At 53.0% G+C, this 21,764-nt stretch carries 24 protein-coding genes; 5 read left to right on the top strand and 19 right to left on the bottom strand.

Annotation, left to right across the window (positions count from 1 at the left end):
* Positions 1 to 363: 363 nt before the first annotated feature.
* Both NSQ73_RS10745 and NSQ73_RS10740 read right to left on the bottom strand, forming a co-directional pair.
* Positions 364 to 486, bottom strand: a complete 123-nt coding sequence (locus NSQ73_RS10745) for a hypothetical protein (protein ID WP_340986379.1) — start codon at positions 484 to 486, stop codon at positions 364 to 366.
* Positions 474 to 677, bottom strand: coding sequence for an SMP-30/gluconolactonase/LRE family protein (locus NSQ73_RS10740; protein ID WP_340986378.1), 204 nt, complete (start codon positions 675 to 677; stop codon positions 474 to 476). The genes NSQ73_RS10745 and NSQ73_RS10740 overlap by 13 nt, the downstream gene beginning before the upstream one ends.
* Before the next feature lie 121 nt (positions 678 to 798).
* Between NSQ73_RS10740 and NSQ73_RS10735 the strand changes: the two genes are divergently transcribed.
* A complete protein-coding gene (locus NSQ73_RS10735) occupies positions 799 to 1,434 on the top strand; it encodes a GyrI-like domain-containing protein (RefSeq protein ID WP_340986377.1) in 636 nt (211 codons plus the stop codon).
* Here the strand turns inward: NSQ73_RS10735 and NSQ73_RS10730 are convergent.
* The 3 genes from NSQ73_RS10730 to NSQ73_RS10720 are packed head-to-tail and all read right to left on the bottom strand — an operon-like array spanning position 1,431 to position 3,431.
* A complete protein-coding gene (locus NSQ73_RS10730; protein WP_076243313.1) occupies positions 1,431 to 2,111 on the bottom strand; it encodes a hypothetical protein in 681 nt (226 codons plus the stop codon). The two genes, NSQ73_RS10735 and NSQ73_RS10730, sit on opposite strands and share 4 nt — an antisense overlap.
* On the bottom strand, positions 2,101 to 2,787 hold the full coding sequence (locus NSQ73_RS10725; RefSeq protein WP_076243314.1) for a hypothetical protein: 687 nt from the start codon (positions 2,785 to 2,787) through the stop codon (positions 2,101 to 2,103). Before NSQ73_RS10725 ends, NSQ73_RS10730 begins: the two co-directional genes overlap by 11 nt.
* A 14-nt stretch (positions 2,788 to 2,801) precedes the next feature.
* Positions 2,802 to 3,431, bottom strand: coding sequence for a YhbD family protein (locus NSQ73_RS10720; RefSeq protein WP_340986376.1), 630 nt, complete (start codon positions 3,429 to 3,431; stop codon positions 2,802 to 2,804).
* A 362-nt stretch (positions 3,432 to 3,793) separates the two neighbouring features.
* Here NSQ73_RS10720 and NSQ73_RS10715 point away from each other — a divergent pair, with 362 nt between their 5' ends.
* Entirely contained in the window at positions 3,794 to 3,943 is a 150-nt protein-coding gene (locus NSQ73_RS10715) for a hypothetical protein (protein WP_340986375.1), read from the top strand.
* 357 nt (positions 3,944 to 4,300) lie between these two features.
* On the opposite strand, the gene NSQ73_RS10710 is transcribed toward NSQ73_RS10715, so the two are convergent.
* The 9 genes from NSQ73_RS10710 to NSQ73_RS10670 all read right to left on the bottom strand — a co-directional run bounded on the left by NSQ73_RS10710 (position 4,301) and on the right by NSQ73_RS10670 (position 15,700).
* Positions 4,301 to 6,139, bottom strand: coding sequence for a fibronectin type III domain-containing protein (locus tag NSQ73_RS10710; RefSeq protein ID WP_340986374.1), 1,839 nt, complete (start codon positions 6,137 to 6,139; stop codon positions 4,301 to 4,303).
* A gap of 306 nt (positions 6,140 to 6,445) precedes the next feature.
* Positions 6,446 to 7,777: a vWA domain-containing protein gene (locus NSQ73_RS10705; RefSeq protein WP_340986373.1), complete on the bottom strand. Its 1,332-nt coding sequence runs from the start codon at positions 7,775 to 7,777 to the stop codon at positions 6,446 to 6,448.
* A gap of 197 nt (positions 7,778 to 7,974) precedes the next feature.
* Positions 7,975 to 8,589 carry a 50S ribosomal protein L25 gene (locus tag NSQ73_RS10700; protein WP_042138514.1) on the bottom strand — a complete coding sequence of 205 codons (615 nt, stop codon included), beginning with the start codon at positions 8,587 to 8,589 and terminating at the stop codon, positions 7,975 to 7,977.
* A 293-nt stretch (positions 8,590 to 8,882) separates the two neighbouring features.
* Positions 8,883 to 9,848: an ABC transporter ATP-binding protein gene (locus NSQ73_RS10695; protein ID WP_042138515.1), complete on the bottom strand. Its 966-nt coding sequence runs from the start codon at positions 9,846 to 9,848 to the stop codon at positions 8,883 to 8,885.
* The gene (locus tag NSQ73_RS10690; RefSeq protein ID WP_340790183.1) at positions 9,841 to 10,824 is read right to left on the bottom strand and encodes an ABC transporter ATP-binding protein; all 984 of its coding nucleotides are present in this window, start codon (positions 10,822 to 10,824) and stop codon (positions 9,841 to 9,843) included. Before NSQ73_RS10690 ends, NSQ73_RS10695 begins: the two co-directional genes overlap by 8 nt.
* A gap of 12 nt (positions 10,825 to 10,836) precedes the next feature.
* Complete coding sequence (gene opp4C / locus NSQ73_RS10685; RefSeq protein WP_340986372.1) at positions 10,837 to 11,760, bottom strand: oligopeptide ABC transporter permease; 924 nt, start codon at positions 11,758 to 11,760, stop codon at positions 10,837 to 10,839.
* Between the two features lie 15 nt (positions 11,761 to 11,775).
* Positions 11,776 to 12,729, bottom strand: coding sequence for an ABC transporter permease (locus tag NSQ73_RS10680; protein WP_042138520.1), 954 nt, complete (start codon positions 12,727 to 12,729; stop codon positions 11,776 to 11,778).
* Positions 12,730 to 12,787: 58 nt separating this feature from the next.
* A complete protein-coding gene (locus NSQ73_RS10675; protein ID WP_340986370.1) occupies positions 12,788 to 14,557 on the bottom strand; it encodes an ABC transporter substrate-binding protein in 1,770 nt (589 codons plus the stop codon).
* 240 nt (positions 14,558 to 14,797) lie between these two features.
* A complete protein-coding gene (locus tag NSQ73_RS10670) occupies positions 14,798 to 15,700 on the bottom strand; it encodes an ArsR/SmtB family transcription factor (protein WP_340986369.1) in 903 nt (300 codons plus the stop codon).
* Between the two features lie 211 nt (positions 15,701 to 15,911).
* Here NSQ73_RS10670 and NSQ73_RS10665 point away from each other — a divergent pair, with 211 nt between their 5' ends.
* The 3 genes from NSQ73_RS10665 to NSQ73_RS10655 all read left to right on the top strand — a co-directional run bounded on the left by NSQ73_RS10665 (position 15,912) and on the right by NSQ73_RS10655 (position 18,354).
* Positions 15,912 to 16,187, top strand: coding sequence for a GNAT family N-acetyltransferase (locus NSQ73_RS10665; RefSeq protein ID WP_039309214.1), 276 nt, complete (start codon positions 15,912 to 15,914; stop codon positions 16,185 to 16,187).
* Positions 16,188 to 16,199: 12 nt separating this feature from the next.
* The gene (locus NSQ73_RS10660; RefSeq protein WP_340986368.1) at positions 16,200 to 17,051 is read left to right on the top strand and encodes a GNAT family N-acetyltransferase; all 852 of its coding nucleotides are present in this window, start codon (positions 16,200 to 16,202) and stop codon (positions 17,049 to 17,051) included.
* A 232-nt stretch (positions 17,052 to 17,283) separates the two neighbouring features.
* Positions 17,284 to 18,354 carry an SDR family oxidoreductase gene (locus tag NSQ73_RS10655; protein ID WP_340986367.1) on the top strand — a complete coding sequence of 357 codons (1,071 nt, stop codon included), beginning with the start codon at positions 17,284 to 17,286 and terminating at the stop codon, positions 18,352 to 18,354.
* A gap of 44 nt (positions 18,355 to 18,398) precedes the next feature.
* Here NSQ73_RS10655 and NSQ73_RS10650 read toward each other — a convergent pair whose 3' ends face one another.
* The 5 genes from NSQ73_RS10650 to NSQ73_RS10630 all read right to left on the bottom strand — a co-directional run bounded on the left by NSQ73_RS10650 (position 18,399) and on the right by NSQ73_RS10630 (position 21,752).
* A complete protein-coding gene (locus NSQ73_RS10650; protein ID WP_076243320.1) occupies positions 18,399 to 18,767 on the bottom strand; it encodes a winged helix-turn-helix transcriptional regulator in 369 nt (122 codons plus the stop codon).
* A 78-nt stretch (positions 18,768 to 18,845) separates the two neighbouring features.
* Entirely contained in the window at positions 18,846 to 19,592 is a 747-nt protein-coding gene (locus NSQ73_RS10645) for a hypothetical protein (RefSeq protein WP_340986366.1), read from the bottom strand.
* 35 nt (positions 19,593 to 19,627) lie between these two features.
* Positions 19,628 to 20,080, bottom strand: coding sequence for a flavodoxin (locus NSQ73_RS10640; protein ID WP_039309205.1), 453 nt, complete (start codon positions 20,078 to 20,080; stop codon positions 19,628 to 19,630).
* A gap of 296 nt (positions 20,081 to 20,376) precedes the next feature.
* Positions 20,377 to 20,742, bottom strand: coding sequence for a VOC family protein (locus tag NSQ73_RS10635; protein ID WP_340986365.1), 366 nt, complete (start codon positions 20,740 to 20,742; stop codon positions 20,377 to 20,379).
* A 110-nt stretch (positions 20,743 to 20,852) separates the two neighbouring features.
* The gene (locus NSQ73_RS10630) at positions 20,853 to 21,752 is read right to left on the bottom strand and encodes a helix-turn-helix domain-containing protein (RefSeq protein WP_340986364.1); all 900 of its coding nucleotides are present in this window, start codon (positions 21,750 to 21,752) and stop codon (positions 20,853 to 20,855) included.
* Between the last annotated feature and the right edge of the window lie 12 nt (positions 21,753 to 21,764).

Below are 21,764 nucleotides of genomic sequence, written 5' to 3'. Positions count from 1 at the left end.
GATATTCATGGTATCCATATCCAACTAGCACAATATCAGAACTGGAGATGTGAGTTGATGTTGATCCAGTATCGCAGCATGTAATAGTTGTAAAATGTGCAATTAAAAACAGCGAAAAAGCTTGCTGGCATCCTTTAACTGTATTCTGTACAACTAAATCTCCCGAATAGGTGAGAACCGCTCTATATATGGCAGTTTAATTGCACGAAATACAACTAAACCGATAATCGGTTGTAAATCAGATGTTTTAGTTGTACAAAGTACAGTTAAGCCTACCGGAGGAACTACCGTAATCAGGGTCACTGCAACCTCTCAGCAAGCGATTTACCTAAGTGTTCTCACAAGTTTAAATCTGATGTTATACTATCCGGCCAGCCTTCCCCTTCGGCGAACCGGATCACCGGTCTGCGGCAGCTTATCCGAGCCATCCTGAAGCGAATAGTCCATCGCATCGACCGTGAAGGTCAGTGTATCTATGTAATACATTGGTCAGGTAATACTGCCCCTACTCTTTGATCAAAGTAATGGATGTCTTCCGTACCCGCAGCGGGGTCATATACCCGCAATTCCCTGCCGTCAATATCCACCCAATACAGCTTGCCCTCTACCTGATCCCAATGCGGCCCTTCACCAAGCACAGACTTGTCATCGGTAACTAATTCAATTTGTCCGGTCAACGGAAACCCTCCCAGTTCTTGCCTTCGCAGCACTATTTATACTGCCGGCTGCCTGCCAACATGACATACACCTGTCCAGTTCAGCATGGTATTCTTCATATAGCAGAATAATAATGATGAGGTGATCCGGTTGAAAGTTGAGTGGAGAAAACAAGACAAGTCTCTTTACCTGCCCGCTGCCGAACCCGTGCTGATTCAAGTGCCCGCCTATAATTATTTCATACTGCGGGGTGAAGGCAATCCGAATGCTGCGCCTTTCGCTGAAGCCGTCGGCGTATTGTACTCCCTCTCTTATGCCATTAAAATGCTGCCCAAAAAAGGGCCGGAACCGGATGGGTATTACGACTATACGGTCTTCCCGCTGGAAGGTGTGTGGGATCTCAGCGAAGCCGGCCGTAAGAAAACGGTTCTTGATAAAGACGAATTGGTGTACACCCTGATGATCCGTCAGCCGGATTTTGTAACCCCGGAGCTTGCCGCTGAAGTGCTGGAGAAGGTCAAGCACAGCAAGCCGCATCCGCTGTTGCACAAAGCCGCCTTCGATAGCTTCGAAGACGGCCTCAGTGTACAAATGATGCATACCGGCCCCTACGATGATGAGCCGCACAGCTTCGCAAGAATGGAGCAATATTGCGCAGACCGGGAGCTGCGGCGGATATCTCATCTTCACCGGGAAATCTATATTTCGGATGCCCGCCGGGTCCAGCCGGAGAAGCTGAGAACGGTGCTGAGGTTCAAGGTATCACGCCAGAATTAACGCAGTAATTTCACCGGATTCCGTACCGTTGCGCTCTTATGAATCTCTAGAGTATCACGGTATTCCACTGTATCGATCTCGCAGCCTGTGCCGATGATAACCCTTCCGCCCCGCACAGTCTGCGCCTGCGTACTCTGCAGCTCAATCTGGTCCCCTTCAATCAGCCGGGCCTGAAAGCTCATTTTCTTGCCTTGTCCGGGCCTCAGCAAGGCTCCGGTCCGGCTGCGTTTGATAGAAATGCTGCTGCCGCCGACCGCATCCGCTCTGCAGGGGCCAAACAATCCCAATTCGAGTTTCCCCGCATTAAGCAGTCCGCTTACCTCAATGATTCCGGTAAGCTGCAGTTCCTCTGCCTCGCAATCTCCGGTAACCATAATCCCGCCGGTTAGTTTGATTTCTTCTATACGCAGCCCGCCGCCTGCCGTAAGCTGACCTTGTCCGCGCAGACTGGCTCCGTCGATCCGCCCCTTAACCTCACACTCTCCGGTAATCTTCATATGCTGCAGCCGCAGATTGCCGTCCACTTTGATCTCTCCGGTCTGGCTGAACTTCAGGCAATCCACATCCCCGGTAAATTTACATTCTCCGGTCACTTTGACATCCTTGAAATGCCCGCCAACAGAACTGGAGGTCCCCAATATCTTCAGATCATTGCGCGTTACGGAATCATGCACCATTCTTCTCCTCCTTCTCCACACGGGCTCCGGGATGTACTGTCAGTCCCGTTCTATATTCGACCCGGCCGATGCTGCAGCCTTCCCCGATAATGACGGTGCCGCCCCGGACCACATCCGCCGTTGTATATTCCAGATCTATATAATCGCCTTCAATGAGCTTGGCCCGCAGCTCCAGTTTGAACTTGGGAATGATCCCTCCTAACAGCCTGCCCCACGCTGCGGAGCCGGTTTTGCGGATAATCAGGCTCTCCACCCCAATTTCGCCCGCCTCTGCCAAACCATGAAGCCCGAATTCTATCCGACCAGCACTGAGCAGCCCGCCTACAGTAAATACCCCTTCACCAATCAGCTCCTCAACCTCACAATTGCCTTTCAGCTTCAGCATGCCATCCAGCTCACAGCGCTCTCCCCGCAGACTGCCGTCACCGGTCAGCACACCGTTCAGCTTCATTACACCAGCCTGGAGGTTGCCCTTCAGTCTGAAGTTACCGTTAATCTCCATCTCTTCCGCAGTAAGATCACCGTTCATCTTCATTACGCCGTCACATTTATAGGTATGCGCGCTCAGCGCTCCGTTAATCTTGCTTACGCCGTTGATATTCACCTTGTTATATTTGCCTCCGGCGGCTGTATTGACCCCATCCATCTGCAAATCCGGCAGCTCATTCTTCTCCATTGCCAGTCCTCCCATTAGCATAATCTTACTTTCAATTGTTCTGTCAGGTCGGCAAGACTAAGCCTGCTGACTACCCGGACTCCTTCATCGAAGGCCAGCTCTGCCCCGGACAGCGCCATCAGATAGAAACTGACCCCCATCTTCCGTACAAAAAACAGCTCCCAATTCTTTCCCGCAAATCCCGGGGTATGCACTCCAAGTGTCAGATAGAGCCGGTCTGCTTCCTCCAGATTCAGCTCCCCCTTACTCAGCAGCAGATCTACAGTGAACAGATTCAGAATCTGCTCAAAGGTTAGCTGCATCCCTTCACTGTCCGGCCTGCCGAACCGCTCCAGGCTACTGTTCGAAACAATGTTACGTTCCCTTAGCTGTGCTACTGTTAATATAAGCTGGTGCTGAGACAACGGCTCTGACAGCTTTCCAGCGAGTTCATCAAGAGAAAGATCATCTTTCTTCTGCAAAATATGCTGCACCCGCCCCAGTATTCGTTCCCGCGGGAAAAAAGTCTCTTGTCCGGTAAACGTGGACTTGCGGATGAACCATTCCTCAGGAATCAATTGTTTCCTCTTCCAGCGGTATAACTGGCCGTATGAGATGCCGGTTTCATCCAGCAGGTCCTTCTTGGATATTAGCTCCTCTTCCATACGATCACTCCTTGCGACCATCGTAACATAACACTGTTACGTTGTAAATAAACAAGCATCGCTTTCGCTTTATATACTTTCTTAAATTCATATTGAGGTTCACAGTGGAATTCGGCAGACAAGGACTGACACCCCACTCCTCCAGTTCCATAATTCTCCACCACTTTTCCCTGTCAGTACAAGTTGCCGGTTAGCCGCTATGGGACTGGCGGAATACGTCAATTTCAATTTCTTACACTTGATTGGTTACCAGCAACTTGGGACTTCTTAGAGTCAGGAAGAACTGTAGACGTGTAGACATAAATGTTGTACGTTTTGCAACATTGATTCCTGGATAGCCGGGTGTTCGGGAGGATTGTTGTATGAAATACAACAATCCTCCCGCCAAGCCGCTTGAATCAGGGGAAATCCTGCATTTTGTACAACAATGTTGGATTTGGGCCGGCATATGGAGGGAAATGTTGTGTTATGTGCAGGATTTCAGGAAAAGTCAGCTAGAAACATCCGGCTAGGAGAAGCTGCCAGCTCCCTGCCCCGGAAAGCGGATAAACCGGAAATTCCTGCGGCAACAGCACCCGCCCGGAAGCGCAATTATTTGCAGGCATTAAGGATTGGTATCATATGATAACCCTTAAATATAGCCCATATAGAGAAGACGCACATAAGATTTGAGCATGAAGCTTAGTCGTCACTGCGGTGAACATTTGGACTTCCGGCCGCTGCCCGCCCCCGGATTTCTTTATGATTACCGCTGTTCGCGGTGGAAATCCGGTGACAAAGGCATCAAAAAAACCAGGCAACCCATTGGCTGCCTGGCTCCTCCTGCTTACATCATGACAATAGTTCTATTCCGCGCCTCAATACGCTGCTTACTGCACATAAGTGTAATGCGGCGAATCGTACTGCGGGCCGGATTTCTCGTAGGTGAACCAATATTCAATGCTGCTGCCTGTGCTGAGGCCGCTTACGGTCTGGCGCCAGGTTCCCGAAGACAGCGTCATGCGGTAATTCAGCTGTGCGCCGCCGTTCACCTTATAGTGGACATCAACGTACAAGGCTGATGTCACTGGTGTGATGAAGATGCTGGCCTCAGAAGCCGATACCTTGGTTACGCCTGCCGTATAATCCGCTGTCACGTGATTCCCGTTGCCGCCGGAAGCATTCGTGGTTACAGTCACGGCATTACTAGCAGCGGAGAGGTTGCCTGCGGCATCGGCCGCTTTTACCGTGAAGGTGTATGCCGTTGAAGCTGTCAGTCCGCTGACGGTTGCAGTAGTTCCGGTAACAGAAGCCGCCTGGGTGCCGCCGCGGTACACGTAATAGCCGGTTACTCCCGTGTTATCGGTGGATGGCGACCAACTTAGGCTGACCGTCGTGTCTGTTTTACCTGTTGAGGCCAGATTCCCTGGTACCGTAGGTGCTGTAGTATCTCCAGGATTGCTGCCTCCGGTCAGATACTGGCCGGTGAACGGGTTGAACCGGTGCAGTGAGAGGATCAGCCACCCGGTGCTCGATACACAGTTCTGCTGGGCCATCACCCAGTAGCTGTTGCTTGTCCCCTTGAGGGAATAAGGGATTCCGCCGAGCGACGGGCCGCTGGTTCCCTGTTTTTTGATAATCTCCGTGTTGATGGCATTCGCCTTCGTTGTATTTCCCTGCATGTAGTAGGCAAGCGACATAAAAGCCGTTCCCTCCAGCCACACATCCGCCCCCGTATTGCCAATCTGATTGCCGTTGTCGTCATACGCCGGGAGCACTTCATCCGTCCAGTCAAAATCATACCCGGACAGTGTATTTCCGGCATCGTTATAGGTCAGGGTCTGCTTATAGCGCGGATTAGCCAGTGTTCCCGGTGTACCGGCCGCGTTCTCCACATAGGTCAGGCTTGCCCCGTAGTTGCGCGTTCCGTTCAGCCCGAGGGCGAGCACTCCCCAGGGATTCACATCCAGCGGGATTTTGGGATCGATCAGGTTCGTATCATTCTTCCAGCCGCCCTTGAAGCGCTTAGCCGCATCATCCCAGACCACATTGTCCAGGAAGCTCTTCACACCCGTTGCCGCTGCTGTATAGGATGCCGTTTTGCTGGAATCAACAGAAGCATAGTACTGCAGCACGCGGTACAGATCGATATTATGCTCCGTCGAGCTCCAGGGCTCATCCGAATTGCTCCATGCGCTCCAGCCACCGGCGATCCCGCCGTTTGCTTTGGAGTATGTCAGGCACCAGTCCAGCGCCTTCAGCGCCATCGGACGATAGCGGGTATCATTATACTGCTTCTCATAAGCCATAGCCGCCATGGCCATCCAGGATACAGGTCCGACATGCTTGCGGATTTCTTCGCCATAGCCGTTGTTATACCAGTAGGAGTTCAGCCAATAGCCGGACGGGTCTTGAATGTCACGCATTTTGTTCAGCACCTTCTCCGCCCGGGTACGTTCCCCTTTGACGATGAAAGCGATGGCTGCGACGGCCTGATCATACGTATAGACGATTTGCTTGGGATTGTTCGGACCCCAGAAATCCTCGAAGCTGTCAACCAATCCGTCAAAAGCATATCCGGCCGTTGCATCCTGCTGCACCTGCAGCCAGGTCAGTGCCCGGTTTGAAGCATCACTTACCGCATCCGCGCGGGCAATACCGGCAGCGGGCAGCGAAGCGCCCAGAATCAGCACGGCGGTCATCAGGAAGAGAATCAGCTTTTTTTTCATCCATATTCCTCCTTGGTCGATCTATTACTAAAGCGTTTTCAAAGGGCGAATAAGCGGGTGATGCTATGCCATACCATGGTATTTATCCTCATTCTCAGCTCTGATAGCGCTTTCGTCAATCTAAAACTGGGACATTTTTACTAAATGAGGCGAAACACCCGTTCGCCCCTTTTTTCGACAAAGCGAAAGTCCTGAATAGGTTTCTGCGGAATTCGTTAATATGCATTTTTTGACAGCAAGGCATGCAAAAAAAGCTCCGGAATGTTGATTAACGCTCCGGAGCCTTACTCTTATTTCAGCTGAGTTCTATGAGCGCAGGACACCCTTCTCCCGGGCTTCACGAAGCCACTTGGGATACTCATTAAACAGGCGGTCATACAAATCCTCATCACTGACTTCATCCAGATCGTCCAGCGCAAAGAAATCGGCATTATCGACATAACGGCCCTGAAGATCATCGAGTTCACGCAGTACACCATAGTCTGCATTGCCGAGCCCGACAAATTGCCAGAAGATGTTATGCTTCGAGCTTTGGATCAGCAGCTTCGAGATCTTCGGTGTCTCATAAATCCCGCCGTCACTGAAGAATACAATGTAAGCAGGCAGAGCGCCCGGCTCTTCCTTCGTGTACTTCTTGATAATATCAGCCATAACCACCGGCTCATTATTACCGATGCCCAGCCCGCCGAACATCTTCGGCCCCGGGTATGTTCTCTTCACATAATCCTCGTACCCGTGCTCATCTACACTCGGCATCCGCTTGCTCTTGGTCGCGAAGAACCATACATCCAGCCTGCCGTCGTCATCCATGCTGGCTGCCACGGCCAGAATCCGCTCAAATGCCCGCTGAACAACGCCCCTCGAATACAGCCCGGACATGGAACCTGATGCATCGAACACAACGGCCACCCTTGCCTTCTCCTGCTCCAGATTCTTCTTGCGCAGCGAGATTCCGACCTTCTGCTTCAGCAGGTCAATCTTCGTTAAGTTCAGCGGGGGCCGGGAAGCCGTCTCCTGCGCCATACTTCCCTGGGTTCCGCTATATGTAGCAGCAGCTTCCGTGTGACCCTGCATCACTTCAGCCTCCGTCTTGCTGCTGTTCTCCGGCTCTTCGTCCTCCACCTCGACTCCGTGCGCTTCAGCCAGCGGCTTCAGACCGCCGTGAAACCCCCGGCCGACGGCTCTAAGCTTGAAGCCTTCGCCGTGACGGTATAACTCTGCCAGCACCAGCGAGGTCTCGGCATTGCTCTGATTTATTTCATACACCAGCTCCGTGTTGGCCGCAGCCGCACTGATTCTGCAGCCCCTGACATCAGCAAAAGTCCCCGGCCCGTCCAGCGTGGCAGCGAAAACGCATTTGGCAACCGCAGATTGCCGCAGCGCATGCAGGTCAATGGCAAACTCGCCGCTGTACTTGTCGATGGCATTGAACTCTACAATCCGCTTGGGATCGGCGGGCTGGTTGTAGAAGATGAAATAATCATCGGAAGTAACCTTGCCGTTCTCCCCGACCATGAAACAGCTGATATCCAGCTCCGCCGGTGAACTGCTGCAGGAAATCTTCACCGTCGCCTGCGGCGAGGCTTCATCCAGCTTGGCATTGGAGCCGGTGACCAGCTTAACGATATTCAGATTCATGAATGCACTCTCCCTTACTTTCACAATGTATAATAGATGATTGCAGGATTCCGCTATTTAGTAAAAAGGAGCAGACAACTCCCTGATGAGGATATGTCTGCTCCCGGTTGATCAAGCTTATGATCCGCATATCAGCCGGTCTAAACGGGCTGTGGTGCGGCTTGTCCAATGAACTGGACTATAAAATACATAATAAGTTACTCTTCTGTCTTGCCTTCGTCAGCTGCTTCTGCCGCTGCTGGTTCAGCAGCATCTGTATCAGCAGGCTCTTCAAGAACAAGCGGAGGTGAGATCCGCACGATCAGCGTATCTTCAGGGGTAAGGATCTCCCAGCCATCATGCTTCGGCAGATCGGAGACCAGCAATTGATCACCGATGTCGAGTCCGCTGATATCCACCTCGAAGGAAGCGGTCAGCTTGTCCGGCAAGGTACGGATATCCAGCTCATAGAGCTCTACCTGCTGGACGCCGCCGCTCTTGACACCGACAGGATCGCCGGTGAAGTGGAATGCAACCTTGGTGTCGAGTTCTGCCTTCATATCAATCTGCTGCAAATCTACATGGAGCAAAGAACGTGACAGCGGCTGGCGCTGTACTTCCTGAATGACCGCATTTTTGGAGCCTGAACCGGGGAATTCCACTTTCAGGATCGCCCGCGGGTTTTTGCCGAGAATCTCATTGAGTGTTTTGGCTTCTGCTGTAAAGGACTGGGTATCTGAACCTGCACCGTAGACGACGACCGGTACAAGGCCTTTGCTGCGCTGGGAAGAGGTAGAGCCGGATCTTTCTGTCAAGCGTACTGTGGTATTCATGATATTCCTCCTAAAGGTTTTTTAGCGGTGCATACTTTCAGGGGCAGCTTCTGATGCTGAACAAAGCTGGCCCTGCAAGCATCCGCCAAGTGGTGTCAGCATAGCTGCAAGTGATGGTTCTTCGTACAAAACTGGCTTATTGCTCAGGTAATAAAAAACAAGACCAATTAGATGTCTTAAGTCTAATCAGTCTCTTATTAACCATATTTGCCTGCTGTGGAATCAGTATAGCACTGGGAAGTAGGCAAGTCAAAATAGGTTGATATTCAATTTAAATCCATATTTAATATTTATTATACTAAATGACAGGCTACAAAATGTCCTGCGCCAGCGTCCCGGAACAGCGGAATCTCCGCCTTGCAGACCTCTACGGCAAAAGGGCAGCGCGTATGAAATTTGCAGCCTGAAGGCGGATTCGCCGGGCTTGGAATATCGCCTTTCAGCACGATCCGCTCCCGCTTCAGCCGGGGGACCGGCACGGGTACGGCAGACAGCAGCGCCTTCGTATAGGGATGCAGCGGATGCTGGAACAGCTCGTCCCTGGAGGCGGTCTCCACCATCGATCCCAGATACATCACGCCGATCCTGGAGCATAAATGCTCCACTACGCTAAGATCATGGGAAATGAACAGATAGGCAAGGCCTTTGCTCTGCTGCAGCTTGCTGAACAGATTGATAATCTGCGCCTGAATAGACACATCAAGCGCCGACACCGGCTCATCCGCAATAATCAGATCCGGGTTCAGGATCAGCGCCCGGGCAATGCCGATCCGCTGGCGCTGTCCGCCGGAGAATTCATGCGGGAAGCGGTCGATATGATAAGAAGATAAGCCGCAGGCCTCCATGGCCTCCAGCACCAGATCCCGCACCTCCCCCCTCGTGCATAATCCATGGTCCAGCAGCGCTTCGCCTATCGCATCGCCAACCCTCACTCTCGGATTAAGCGCACTGTAAGGGTCCTGGAAGATCAGCTGCATTTGCGGCCGGATCAGGCGCATGTCCGCAGCGGACAGGCTGTGGATATCCACTCCCTTGAACTTTACCTCACCGTCCGTTTTATCCGTCAGCCGCAGCACTGTCCGTCCCACCGTGCTTTTGCCGCTGCCGGATTCGCCGACAAGGCCGAAGGTCTCGCCTGGCTGAAGCGTAATGCTGATGTCGTCCACAGCCTTCACATGCCCCACTGTGCGGCCCAGCAGCCCTTGTTTTACCGGGAAGTACTTCTTCAGAGATTTAACTTCCAGCAGCGCTTCAGACATACACTTCCGCCTCCTCATACAGCCAGCAGGCTACCTTCTGCCCGCTTCCGGTTTCCTGCAGCTGCGGCTGGCGGGTGCGGCAGACGTCCATGCAATGTCCGCACCGGTCATGGAAGTAGCATGAAGGCTCAAGCGCAAGCGGACTGGGCACCTGGCCGGGAATGGAATAGAGCTCCTCCAGGCGCTGGCCCATGACGGGCTTGGACTTCAGCAGCCCCCGCGTATACGGATGCTTGGGATTCCGGAACAGCTCTACCACACCGCCCTCCTCAACGATCTGGCCGGAGTACATGACAATGACATAATCGGCCATCTCGGCCACTACGCCAAGATCATGGGTAATCAGCAGGATTGACATGCCCGAGTGCTCCTTGAACCCGCGCAGCAGATCAAGGATTTGCGCCTGAATCGTCACATCCAGCGCGGTCGTCGGCTCGTCCGCAATCAGCAGCTTGGGCCCGCAGGAGATTGCGATTGCAATCATAATCCGCTGCAGCATGCCTCCGCTCAGCTCGTGGGGATAGCTGCCCATAATCTGTTCCGGACGGGATATCCCCACCTGGGTGATCAGTTCAATGGCCCGGGCCCGGGCTTGCTTCTTGTTCATTCTGAGATGAACCAGGAGCGGCTCCATAATCTGCTCGCCAATTCTCATGACCGGATTCAGTGACGACATCGGCTCCTGAAAGATCATGGCGATCTCGTTGCCGCGGATGCTGCGCAGTGTATTTTTGTCGAGCCTTAGTAAATCTTCTCCCCGGAAATCAATGCTTCCCCCGGCAACCTTACCGCCCGGCTCCTCCACCAGCCCCATAATCGACATGGCGGTGACACTTTTGCCGCAGCCGGATTCACCGACAATGCAGACCGTCTCGCCTTCGCGGATACTGAAGCTTACCTCATCAACCGCGCTCACCTTTCCGTCCTCTGTGAAGAACACGGTGCTTAGACGGTCTATATTCATTAAAGGCTCCATCATTATGGCCACCTACCTCTTCTGTTTAGGATCAAGCACGTCTCTGAGGCCGTCACCAAAGATATTAATTGCGATAACCGTTGCAAAAATCGACAATCCCGGCGGAATCCACAGCCATGGGCGGTCCTGGAAATCGAGGATATTATTCGCCGCATCAATCATGTTGCCCCAGGTCGGCGTAGGCGGCATAACCCCCAGACCGAAGAAGCTGAGCACCGATTCACTGAGAATCGCTCCGCCGATATTCAGCGTTGCCATGACGATCAGCAGCGGAACAATATTCGGCAGCAGATGGCCAAAAAGCTTTCTGCGGTCGCGCAGACCCAGCACCACGGCGGCCTGCATGAATTCGCGTTCCCGCAGGCTGAGCATCTGTCCCCGTACCATCCGCGCCAGCCCCGGCCAGTTCACCATGCTCAGCATGAGCATGACGATGTACATCCGGTAATCCGTCGGAATCTTCCATTCCGAGAGCAGCGCACCGAAGATGAACAGCAGCGGAAGGCCGGGAATAGTCATCAGCAGATCGGCAATCCGCATAATGATCTGGTCCAGCAGACCGCCGTAATATCCGGCAACCGCACCGAGCAGCGCTCCCAGGAACACAGACAGCACCATTGAAGCCAGACCCACCGTAAGAGAGATACGCCCGGCTTGCATGACCCGGGTTAAGATATCCCGTCCCAGCGCGTCTGTCCCCAGCCAATGCTGCAGATTCGGGGCCTTGTTCATCATCGCCATATTGATTTTGTTATCCGTATACGGCGAGAAGAACGGTCCGATGAAACATAACACAAACATAAATAAGACCACCGCGAAGCCCGCCACCGCCAGCTTGTTGTGCAGAAGCCTCCGCAGGGATTGCCGGAACAGGGAAGATTTCCGCAGGTTGACCCTTGGGGCGGTTATTTCACTTACTCTGCTGTCAGCTGCCATAAGATCCTCCCCCTCCTATAACCGGACACGCGGATCAGCCACCCGGTACAGAATATCCGAGAGCAGTGTTCCGATTACGGTCAGAATAGCCAGAAACATCGTGAAGCCCATCAGCAGCGGGTAATCCCTAAGCCCGAAGGACTTCATATACAATTGGCCGATACCGGGCCAGTTAAAGATTTGCTCGATAATAATCGAACCCCCGAACAGCGCGGGCAGCTCGAAGCCGACCAGGGTAATGGCAGGCAGCAGGGCGTTGCGCAGTGCATGGGTGAACAGCACCTTCCGCTCCTTCAGCCCTTTGGCTCTGGCTGTGCGGATATAGTCCTGCTTGAGAACATCGATCATATTGCTGCGGAAATAACGGGTTAATGAGCCCAGACCCAGCAGCGTCATGACGATGACCGGCAGGGTCATATGATGCACCACTTCTTTGAAGTAGGCGAACCCGGTGGCATTGCTGCCCGTAGTCATCATTCCCCCCGGCGGCAGCCATTTCAGGTCAACGGCCAGAATCTTGATCAGGAACAGGCCGATGAAGAACGACGGGAGCGACATCGCCGCGAAGATCGCAATCATTACCAGCGTGTCGAACCAGGAGTATTGCTTGTAGGCAGAAATGACACCGATGATCACAGCGATCAGCCAGGTGAGGAACGTAGAGACAGCGGCCAGCAAAAAAGAATTCCAGATATAATCACCGAACAGCTGAAGCACCGGCTTCTGCTGGGCAAGTGAATATCCGAAATCCCCGTGAAAAGCATTGTTCATCCAAGTCCCGTAACGTTCCAGCACCGGCTTGTTCAGGCCGTAAATCTCCCGCAGCTCCGCTTTGCGCTCTGCAGTCAGCTTAATATTTCCGGTAATGAAATCACCCGGGGTAAGTGCATACAGGCAGAAGATCAGCAGCGATGCGGCAAACAGGATGATCAGCATATACAGCATTCTTTTGGTCAGATAAGTGCTCATGATCGGCTCCTTAGGATTCATCCCCTGCCCATGACGAAGGCAGGGGATGAACAATTCTTTATTTCAGAGTCCAGTTTGGCAGGCTGCCGGCAAGACCGATGAACGGGCTGACCGAAAGATTCTGGATGCGGCCGTTATAGGCATATACTGTTTTCTTGTAGTTGGTGAAAATAATCGGCAGTTCATCGTTGAACAGCTGATACAGCTCTTTATAGACTGCTTTGCGCTGTTCAATATCTGTAGTTGCCAGCGCTTTGTTGTACAGCTCCACGAATTTCGGATTCTCATAATCGGTGATTTCGCCGTCGAAGAACTGCATGAAGCCGTCCGCCGGATCAGTCAGCATACTGGTGGAGTAAGACACGAGATCATAATCCCCGCTCTCTGTCTTGGAGACCAGCGAGTTGAAGTCAGCGAAGATTTCCGGCTGGAAGTCGATGCCGAGCGCAGCGAAGTTCTCTTTGGCCACCGCGATGAAAATATCCGAGTTCTTGCTCTTGCTCGCCAGATAATGAATGCTCAGCGGCTTCCCGTCCTTCTCGCGGATACCGCCTGCCCCTACGGTCCAGCCTGCCTCATCCAGCAGCTTGTTCGCTTGGTCCGGATCATATTTATAAGGGTTGATCCCTTCTTCTGTATAGGACCAGGAGATCGGCGAAGCCGGAATGTTGGCCACAGCACCCGCGCCTTCAGCAGCATCTACATAGATGCTCTGCCGGTCCAGTCCATAGGCAATCGCCTGTCTGACCCGCTTATCCTTCAGCTGCTCATGCTTCAGGTTGACCTGCATGTAGCCGTAAGTGCTCGGGGTATAAGGAAGAATGTTTACATAACCCAGTTCCTTCAGCTTCCCGATATTTTCTTCCGTAGCCGGGAAGGACGCGTAGTCCACCTCACCCGTCTCAAGGAACTGCCAGGCATCGCCGGTCGTTGTTTTATAGATAAAGTGCTCTGTCTTCGGTTTGCCTTTGAAGTAGTTCTCATTGGCTACAAGACGGACCTCTTGTCCGGGAATGAATTTCTCCAGCTTATAAGGGCCGTCGCCCAGCGGCTTCTCATGCAGCTTCTTGATGTACTCCAGCTGGCCGAACTTATAGTCCTTGCCATAGTAAGCCTTCGACAGCACATTGGAGCCGAGAGTCACCAGCGCCGTAGCATTAGGCTGTTCCAGCGTAACCGATATTGTCTGCGGATCAATGACTTTAATGCCTTCTATAGTCTGGGCAGTTCCCGCTTTGTAGGCTTCGCCGCCCTTCACCTTCAGCGATGGAAGTGATGAGCCTCCGTCATAGGCTTTGTCGTACTGAATCGTCCAGGTGAACGCCACATCATCCGCAGTGAGCGGTGAGCCGTCGCTGAACTTCAGGTCTTTGTGCAGGTGGAACGTATATGTAAGCTGATCCGCCGATACCTCCCAGCTCTCGGCAAGCTCCGGGTTTGGCACACCCTTGTCATCTACCGTCACGAGAGACGCATAGAGCAGTGAAGATACATTGCCGTCATAGCCGCTCTCCTGGAAATAAGGGGTGAACGCCCCGCTCGGATCGGTAAGACCAACGATGATCGTATCGGTGCGCTTCTGGGCGACTGCGGGCAGCTTCGTAAGATCGGTTGCTGTAAAAGGCTCGCTGAGCGCACCGGCAGGTACAACCGCCGGGGATGCCGGTGCTTCCGTACCGCCAGCCGCTGCACCCGGATCAGCTGTTGCTGCCGTGTTTGCCGGGGTGTCCGTGGATGCTGCATCCGTGTTGCCGTTCTCCGAGCACGCGGACAGCAGCAGTGAACCGGCGATTAACAATGAGGATAATAAAAGCGTACTTTTTCTCATGACATCATCTCTTTTCTCTCCATTTTATAAATGCTAACAATTCCTACCCACTAAGTATGATTAAAGACCGATAGTTCACATTATAGAAAGTAAAAGTTGTTCTGTAAAGAGAGAACTTGAAATTAATTCTTCCCGAACAGAATAAAATTGGATGATCGCAGCAAAAAAGCCAAAATCTTCTCCATAACAGAAGTAGACTTTGGCTTTGGTGCGGTACAGGAATATTAGGCAACGCTATATTTACTTCAAATAAGCAAACAGCTGCTCATTCATCTGCTGAATGCCCTCAAGCCGCAGACTGTAAGAGGTGACGTTCTCCCCTTCGATATACGCATTCAGCAGACCGGCGCTCCGGAGACTGGAGATGTGATCATGGACAATGCCCTTGGACAGGCCGGCCTGTCTGGCAATTTCCGTGAACGATTTGCGTTCTCCGCCCAGTGACTTCAAGATCTTCAGCCGGCTCTTCTCGCCCAGACTGCGGAGCGTCCGGTGCATGGACGGCGAGATTTCCTCTTCAGCAATTTGAATTTTCCCGGCATAGTGACATATCGTCAGCGGACCAAAATTATAGATAATATTGATCGGCTGAAAGTGAAACTGCGGGATCAGCACAAGCCTGCGCAGACCGTCACCCGGCATGAAATAGAATCCGTTTGTAGTCTTATTCACAAAATCGGCTACCGGGCTGCCGGCCAGCGCCTGTCTCCGTTCCTCCGCATGCTGCTGCAGCTTCTTAATGATATCCGGACTACAGCTGCTGAAGTATTGCCGGTTCCACTCCGACAGCAGGAAGACCATGCGGCTGCGGTACTGCTCCATTTGTACCGGGAATACACTGACATAACCTGCGAGAGCCTCGTACATCTCTCCTACGGACAGGCCTTCCAGCCACTCCAGCACACGCTCCACGCTGTCTTTGTCCGGACACAGATAGATCAGCAGATTAAGCAGCTTCCAGTCATTGTCGAGATCTGTCTCCTCCAGTGCTTCCAGCAGTTCGGGACTTAAGCCGCGTGATACTTCTGCCGCCCAGGGTGTACCCAGATCTATCTTTTTACTACCCTTCTTGCATATAAACGTATGTATACTGCTGATTAATTCATATACCGGCTGAAAATGAACCTCAACCTCGTAATCCATGGCTATTCCTCCTGATGCAACTTCTATTCGTTACAGCGTTAGTGCCTTAATCTTAGGGCATCGGGAAGCCAATGTGCAAGTCATTCCGCTTTTACTGACCTTGTATGGAATACGCATGTTATATTGCTGGCATTCCTGCCATGCCTTTTCTCGCTTTTTGCCGGGCAGGGTAGTAAAATATAGGCAATACACCGGAATGGAGTGAAGAAACATGGAACAGATTGCTAAGGGAGAAGGACGTTTCTATATAGCTGGTGACGGTAAGGACCTTGCCGAGATTACATACAGAACGGAAGAGGCTACAGGTAACCTCGTGATTGATCATACCTATGTCTCCGAAGAGCTGCGCGGTCAGGGTGCCGGGGAGAAGCTTGTGCGGGCGGTCGTTGACCTGGCCCGGGAAGAGAAAGTTAAAATTGTGCCTGAGTGCCCGTATGCGGCCCATCAATTCGAGAAGCACACGGAGTACCGGGATCTGCTGACATAGGGGGAAGATAGATTGACTACGGCTGATACACTGAAAGAAATTGAAGAACTGCAGCAGCGCTGCGAGCAATACGAAGGCATCACACTCAAACTGAATTGGGACATGCTGCGGCTCCCGGCGGGAACAGGTGGAGTGGAATGGCTGGTGACCTATGAAGAGGAGCTGCTGGTCGGCTTCATCGGGTTATACAATATCGGCGGAGACATGGAAGTCTGCGGCATGGTACGGCCGGGATACCGCCGCCGGGGCATCTTCAGCTCGCTCTGGCAACGGGCGCAGACCCTCATCTCACGCAGTAAGATTAAGACTCTGCTGTTGAATACGCCCGCGGCCTCAGCCTCAGGTACTGCCTATCTGAAGACACTGCAGCTGGAATTCAGCCACGCGGAATTTCAGATGAAATGGGATGGCGCAGCCAAGAATCGGGGGGCCTCTGAAGCAAGTTCAGCCGCAGGTAACGTTATGTTACGGCCTGCACGTGCCGACGAGACTCCGGTATTAATCGCCTTCGACTGCGACGGATTCAACATGACGGAGGAAGACGCCGCCGAAACGTACACGCAGCTTGAGCTCGAAGGCTCCCAGGAGCATATCATTATTGAAATGAACGGACAGCCTGCCGGCAAAATGCGGCTGTGGTCCGAAGACAACGAGACCTGGATCTATGGTCTTACCGTAGACAAGAATCTGCGCGGCCTCGGCATCGGCCGGAGTGCCCTGATGCAGACTATTGAACGGGAACAGCGGAATTACAACGGTGTGAACCTTGAAGTTGCCTTGGATAATCCCAATGCGCTGAAGCTCTACGAGAGCTGCGGGTTCGTTATTCTGAACCAGCAGGATTACTACCGTGCTGCGCTCTGAACCTTAAGGCCAGCCTAGCCGGCCGGTTCAACAACAGATACTAATTGCAGTTAACAGACCATGAAGCATTCTTTCCTCCGGGCCGGATCAGCCCTCAGGCAAGGATGCTTTTTGTTGTTTTTTGATGTCCTTATGTTACCTCAAGGTACCTATATGACCTCAAAGTGCGTACTGTTCAGCACTCCTGAGGCAATACATAATGATGGCATACTATGGCGAAGGAGAGCTGCACATGAACCCTATGGATTCAGACTTACGTAAAACAGCACTTGTAATCGGCGCGAACGGCGTCATCTGGCGCAACCTGATCGATCATCTGGCTGTGCTTCCCGATTGGGATATCATCGGCGTGTCGCGCCGCGGAGGGCTGGACACCAGCCGTGTGCGTTATATAGCTGCGGATTTACTCGACCCGTCGGAGAGCCGGCGGAAGCTTGGCGGCCTGGCGGAGGTGACGCATATTTTCTATGCCGCTTATCAGGACCGGCCTACCTGGGCAGAGCTGGTCCCTCCTAATCTGGCTATGCTTGTTCACGCGGTTGAGGCGGTCGAACCTGCTGCGCAACAGCTCCGGCACATCAGCCTCATGCAGGGATATAAGGTATATGGCGCGCATCTTGGCCCGTTCAAAACACCGGCACGCGAAACCGACGCCAATCATATGCCGCCTGAATTCAATATTGCGCAGCAGGATTATCTGGAAGAGAAGCAGTCTGGAAAAAGATGGACCTGGTCGGCACTGCGGCCTTCCGTCGTCTGCGGATATGCTCTCGGCAATCCCATGAACCTGGCGATGGTAATCGCCATTTATGCCTCCATGTCGAAGGAGCTGGGAATTCCGCTGCGCTTCCCCGGCAAGCCGGGCGCCTATCACAGCCTGCTTGAGATGACAGATGCCGGTCTGCTGGCCAGAGCAACGGTGTGGGCAGCAACGGAACCGCGCTGTGCCAATCAGGCCTTCAATATTACCAACGGCGATCTGTTCCGCTGGAACGAGCTATGGCCCAAGATTGCCTCCAGCTTCGATCTGGACACGGCGCCCCCGCTCCCGATGTCCCTCTCAATGGCCATGCAGGACAAAGAGCCGCTCTGGAACCGGATGGTCGAGAAATACGGACTGGAGCCGAACAGCTATGCTAGTGTCTCCTCGTGGGCCTTCGGTGATTTCGTATTCTCCTGGGACTATGACTTCTTCGCCGACAGCACCAAATCCCGCCGCGCAGGGTTCCTTGAGTTTATGGATACGGAAGCCATGTTTATGGACATCTTCGCGGATCTCCGCCACCGACGGATCATTCCCTGATCCGCGCAGAACAGCCGGTCTCTGAAATTCAGAGACCGGCTGTTCTATTCTTCCTTCTGCGGTTGGGAGAGTACAACTGCCGTATCCCCGTACACCCTATAGACATGGGCATCGCCCCATCTGCACATCAGATGCAGAATCTCCTTGAGGCTCCAGCCGTAGTCGGTCAGCTCATACTCCACTCTGGGAGGCACCACATTATACGAGGTTCTTGTGATCACCCCGTCCGCTTCCAGCTCCCGCAATTGCTGCGTCAGCACCTTTTGTGTAATGAACGGCATCTGGCTGATGAACTCCCCGTTGCGCTTCTTCCCAAAGGTGAGCAAGAACAAAATGACCGGCTTCCACTTGCCCCCAATCACTTCGAGTGTTGCTTCCACTCCGGTGTTGTAGGTTCTAATTCCTTCAGACATAAGCCAAGGACACCTCCTGTGGCTTAACCATATCTTCTTTGAACGCCCCCTGCAAGGATTACGCTGAAGTTCTCCTGTCTACATCAGGCCGTATCCGCGAAGGATAGGCTCATCCCGGTCGTTCCTGCGGCTGCCATATTTCATGCAGCCTTCCGCATGCTCTTCCCGTTCCAGGAACACAGACAGCAGGCGCACATAGTCGAGCGACTCCTGAAGCGGGATACCTGCTCCGTCAAAGATATGCCGCCGTCCATCCAGAAGCGAATAGATTCCGATTGTCTCTGCCGGTTTCCCATAGGCCTGATGACAGAAGACGCTGGCCATATGCAGAAAGCCGGTGATGACATCTTCATTCCCGCTCACCATGAATTTCTGGATATTCAGACAACGCTCTTCCTGCCCCGAGCTCCAGGCGAGCTGAAAAATCATCGCCAGTTCAATTTCAAGCTCCGGCACAGGAACATGCCACTGTTCATACAGCATCACCGGAATCTCACCGGTGTGATTGCCGGCAACAATCCGCATCAGCTCATCGGCAACCGCTTGCTTGATATCCCAATAATGCATCAGGGAAGGAAAAGCATGACCCTTCGGCGGCCAGCGGCGCTCCAGCAGAAATTGCACAGGCGTCTCCCGGCGCACCTCAGGCTGCAGAGTGTAGAAGTCATTAAGCGTATGTCCGACCGCGTACTGGACCTGCTGTCTCCAGCGGGGAACTCCCGTGGCCGGAGCTCCGCTGCCGTTCATCTCCGCTCCGCCCAGCATGATATGCTCCATCCGGAAATCATTCAGCCGGCTGTAGCGGACAGTCCCTGCATCCTGCATCTTTCCTGCGAAGCATCCTGCCCCGGCGCCCATCCTTAAGAAACCGCCGCGCAGGTCTCAATGAACTGGCGTCCGAAGCTGCGGCAGGCGTCTTTCTCTGCTGCGTTCGGCCCGTACTCAATCTTCAGGCTGGCCTGTACGATCTCGGCACCGCGTTCCTTCAGCTTCTCTTCAATCTGATCAACCGCTCCGCAGTAGATTTCATAACCGGTATCTCCGCTTCCGAAGGCGGCAGCCTTGCAGGAGCTGAGGTCGAGCTCATCCATCTCTTCATAGAAGTCAAGGAATTCATCCGGCAGCTCGCCGTCCCCCCATGTATACGCACCCAGCAGCACAGCCTCGTAAGCCTTTATCTCATCCGCATTGCAGTCAGTGACCGATTTCAGTACGGCCTCTCCGCCTGCCTGGCGTATTCCTTCCACAATCAGTTCAGCGATTTCCTCCGTATTGCCTGTCAGGCTGGCATATGCCACTAGCACCTTAGCCATCACTCTGTCCTCCCAAGGTAAATATGAAATGTATTCTGTATAGTCCATCTCAAAAGGCAACCATGTTTTGCTAATCTCATTCTATTTGATAATGATTATCATTGTCAATATTTTAAAAGCTGGCCGCTCCGGGAAATTAGGCATACTTGTCCCCGATAACAGAAGCAGCGGCAATGCCGGACTTGAACTGCTGTCCGGCATTGCCGCTGATCTTTATCCATATTTTCAGATGAAATGCATAAAAGAATGCCTAACCTATTCTCCTTTGCCGTCCGAACAAATTTCGATAAAAGTGATTAATATCCGCCTTCCAGCAGGGTAATGCCGTTGCCGTCCGGATCACGGAAATTCATTTCTTTCCCGCCGTATTCCATCGTCACCGGAGGCTGACAATCCAGTCCTTTCCCCTTCAGCTGCTCATAAGTTTCGTCCAGGCTGCTGCAGGAGAATACCAGATTAACGACTCCTGTCGTGTGCTTGCCCCATTTGCTCTCGTTCCAGATAATCAGCCCCGGCTGGCTGCGGTCGAAACCAATCTTCGCGCCGTCATACTGTCCAAAGCCTTCAAAAGGAATCGGGACTCCCAGTACCTCGGAATAGAAGGCCGCGAGCGCCGCCGGGTCCTTGCTGTACAGATTGATGCCGTCAAAACTTGTAATCATAATTTAAATCTCCTTCCGCTCAGTAGCTCTAATATGATCCGGCTGTAGTTAGCCTGTCTGACCTCATTGTACTTCTGTCCTGCCAGGCCTGTATTGCAAAAAAACGACATTCAGCTCCGCGCATAGCTCAGCGCATCCAGCGGTGTTCTGCCGGCAAATTTCCGGAAATTGTTGATGAAATGGGACTGATGGCTGTAGCCGTAGGCAAAGACAATATCCTGCAGCCCGCCTCTGTGCAGCGGTGTCCGGTACAGCTCCAGCCAGACATTCTGGAAGCGGACAAGATCTGCCACTTTTTTGGGCGGAAGTCCGATATGCTGGCGGAACAGGCGTTCAAGCTGGCGGCTGCTGAAGCCTGAGCTAAGCTCAAGCTCCCTTACGCTCACCACCCCGCGGGACTTAAGCATCCTGTGGACAGCGTTCATCATCCCGTCACTGCTGCGGCCGGCAATCTCCAGCCTCCGCAGCAGGAATAATTCTGCGAGGGCAATGCGTTCAGACATCGTGCGCGTTCCCCGCAGCTTATCCCCCAGCTCCATACGGAACGAACGGAAGTATTGCTCCACCGGAACGTGGACATTCAGTACATCCTGCAGCTGCTCATCTGCAAACAGATGAACCGCCCAGAAATGAAAACGGATAGCGAAACGCTGTCTCCCCGCAGGCTGCCGGGCTTGTCCCGCCTCAAACGGGGTGTCATTTATGCCGCAAAATATTCCGTCAGCCTCCCCTGTACGCTCATCCCATTCCCATATGATATCCATACAACTGTCCGGTATGATCGTTTCCGTCCGCTTACTGAAAGTACTTTCACATTCACTTTCACTTATAACCGCTCCGTTATGCCCTTCTGCAATTTCAACGGATTGCGCTTCCTGCTGCTCACCCGGCGGCGGTACAGTCCCCCAGAAACAGCGGATGTACGGCTGCAGCAGCCTGCCGGGCAGATACTCGCCGCCCCCGGCCGGGTTCGCGGTGATCGGGTAATACAGCTCCGAGAGGTTGAACATAGCATCCGGCCT

The sequence above is a fragment of the Paenibacillus sp. FSL R10-2736 genome, from assembly GCF_038000245.1.
Classification (GTDB): domain Bacteria; phylum Bacillota; class Bacilli; order Paenibacillales; family Paenibacillaceae; genus Paenibacillus_AQ; species Paenibacillus_AQ phytohabitans.
Note: the sequence above shows the minus strand (reverse complement) of the source record. Positions and strands in the feature narration are given on the sequence as shown.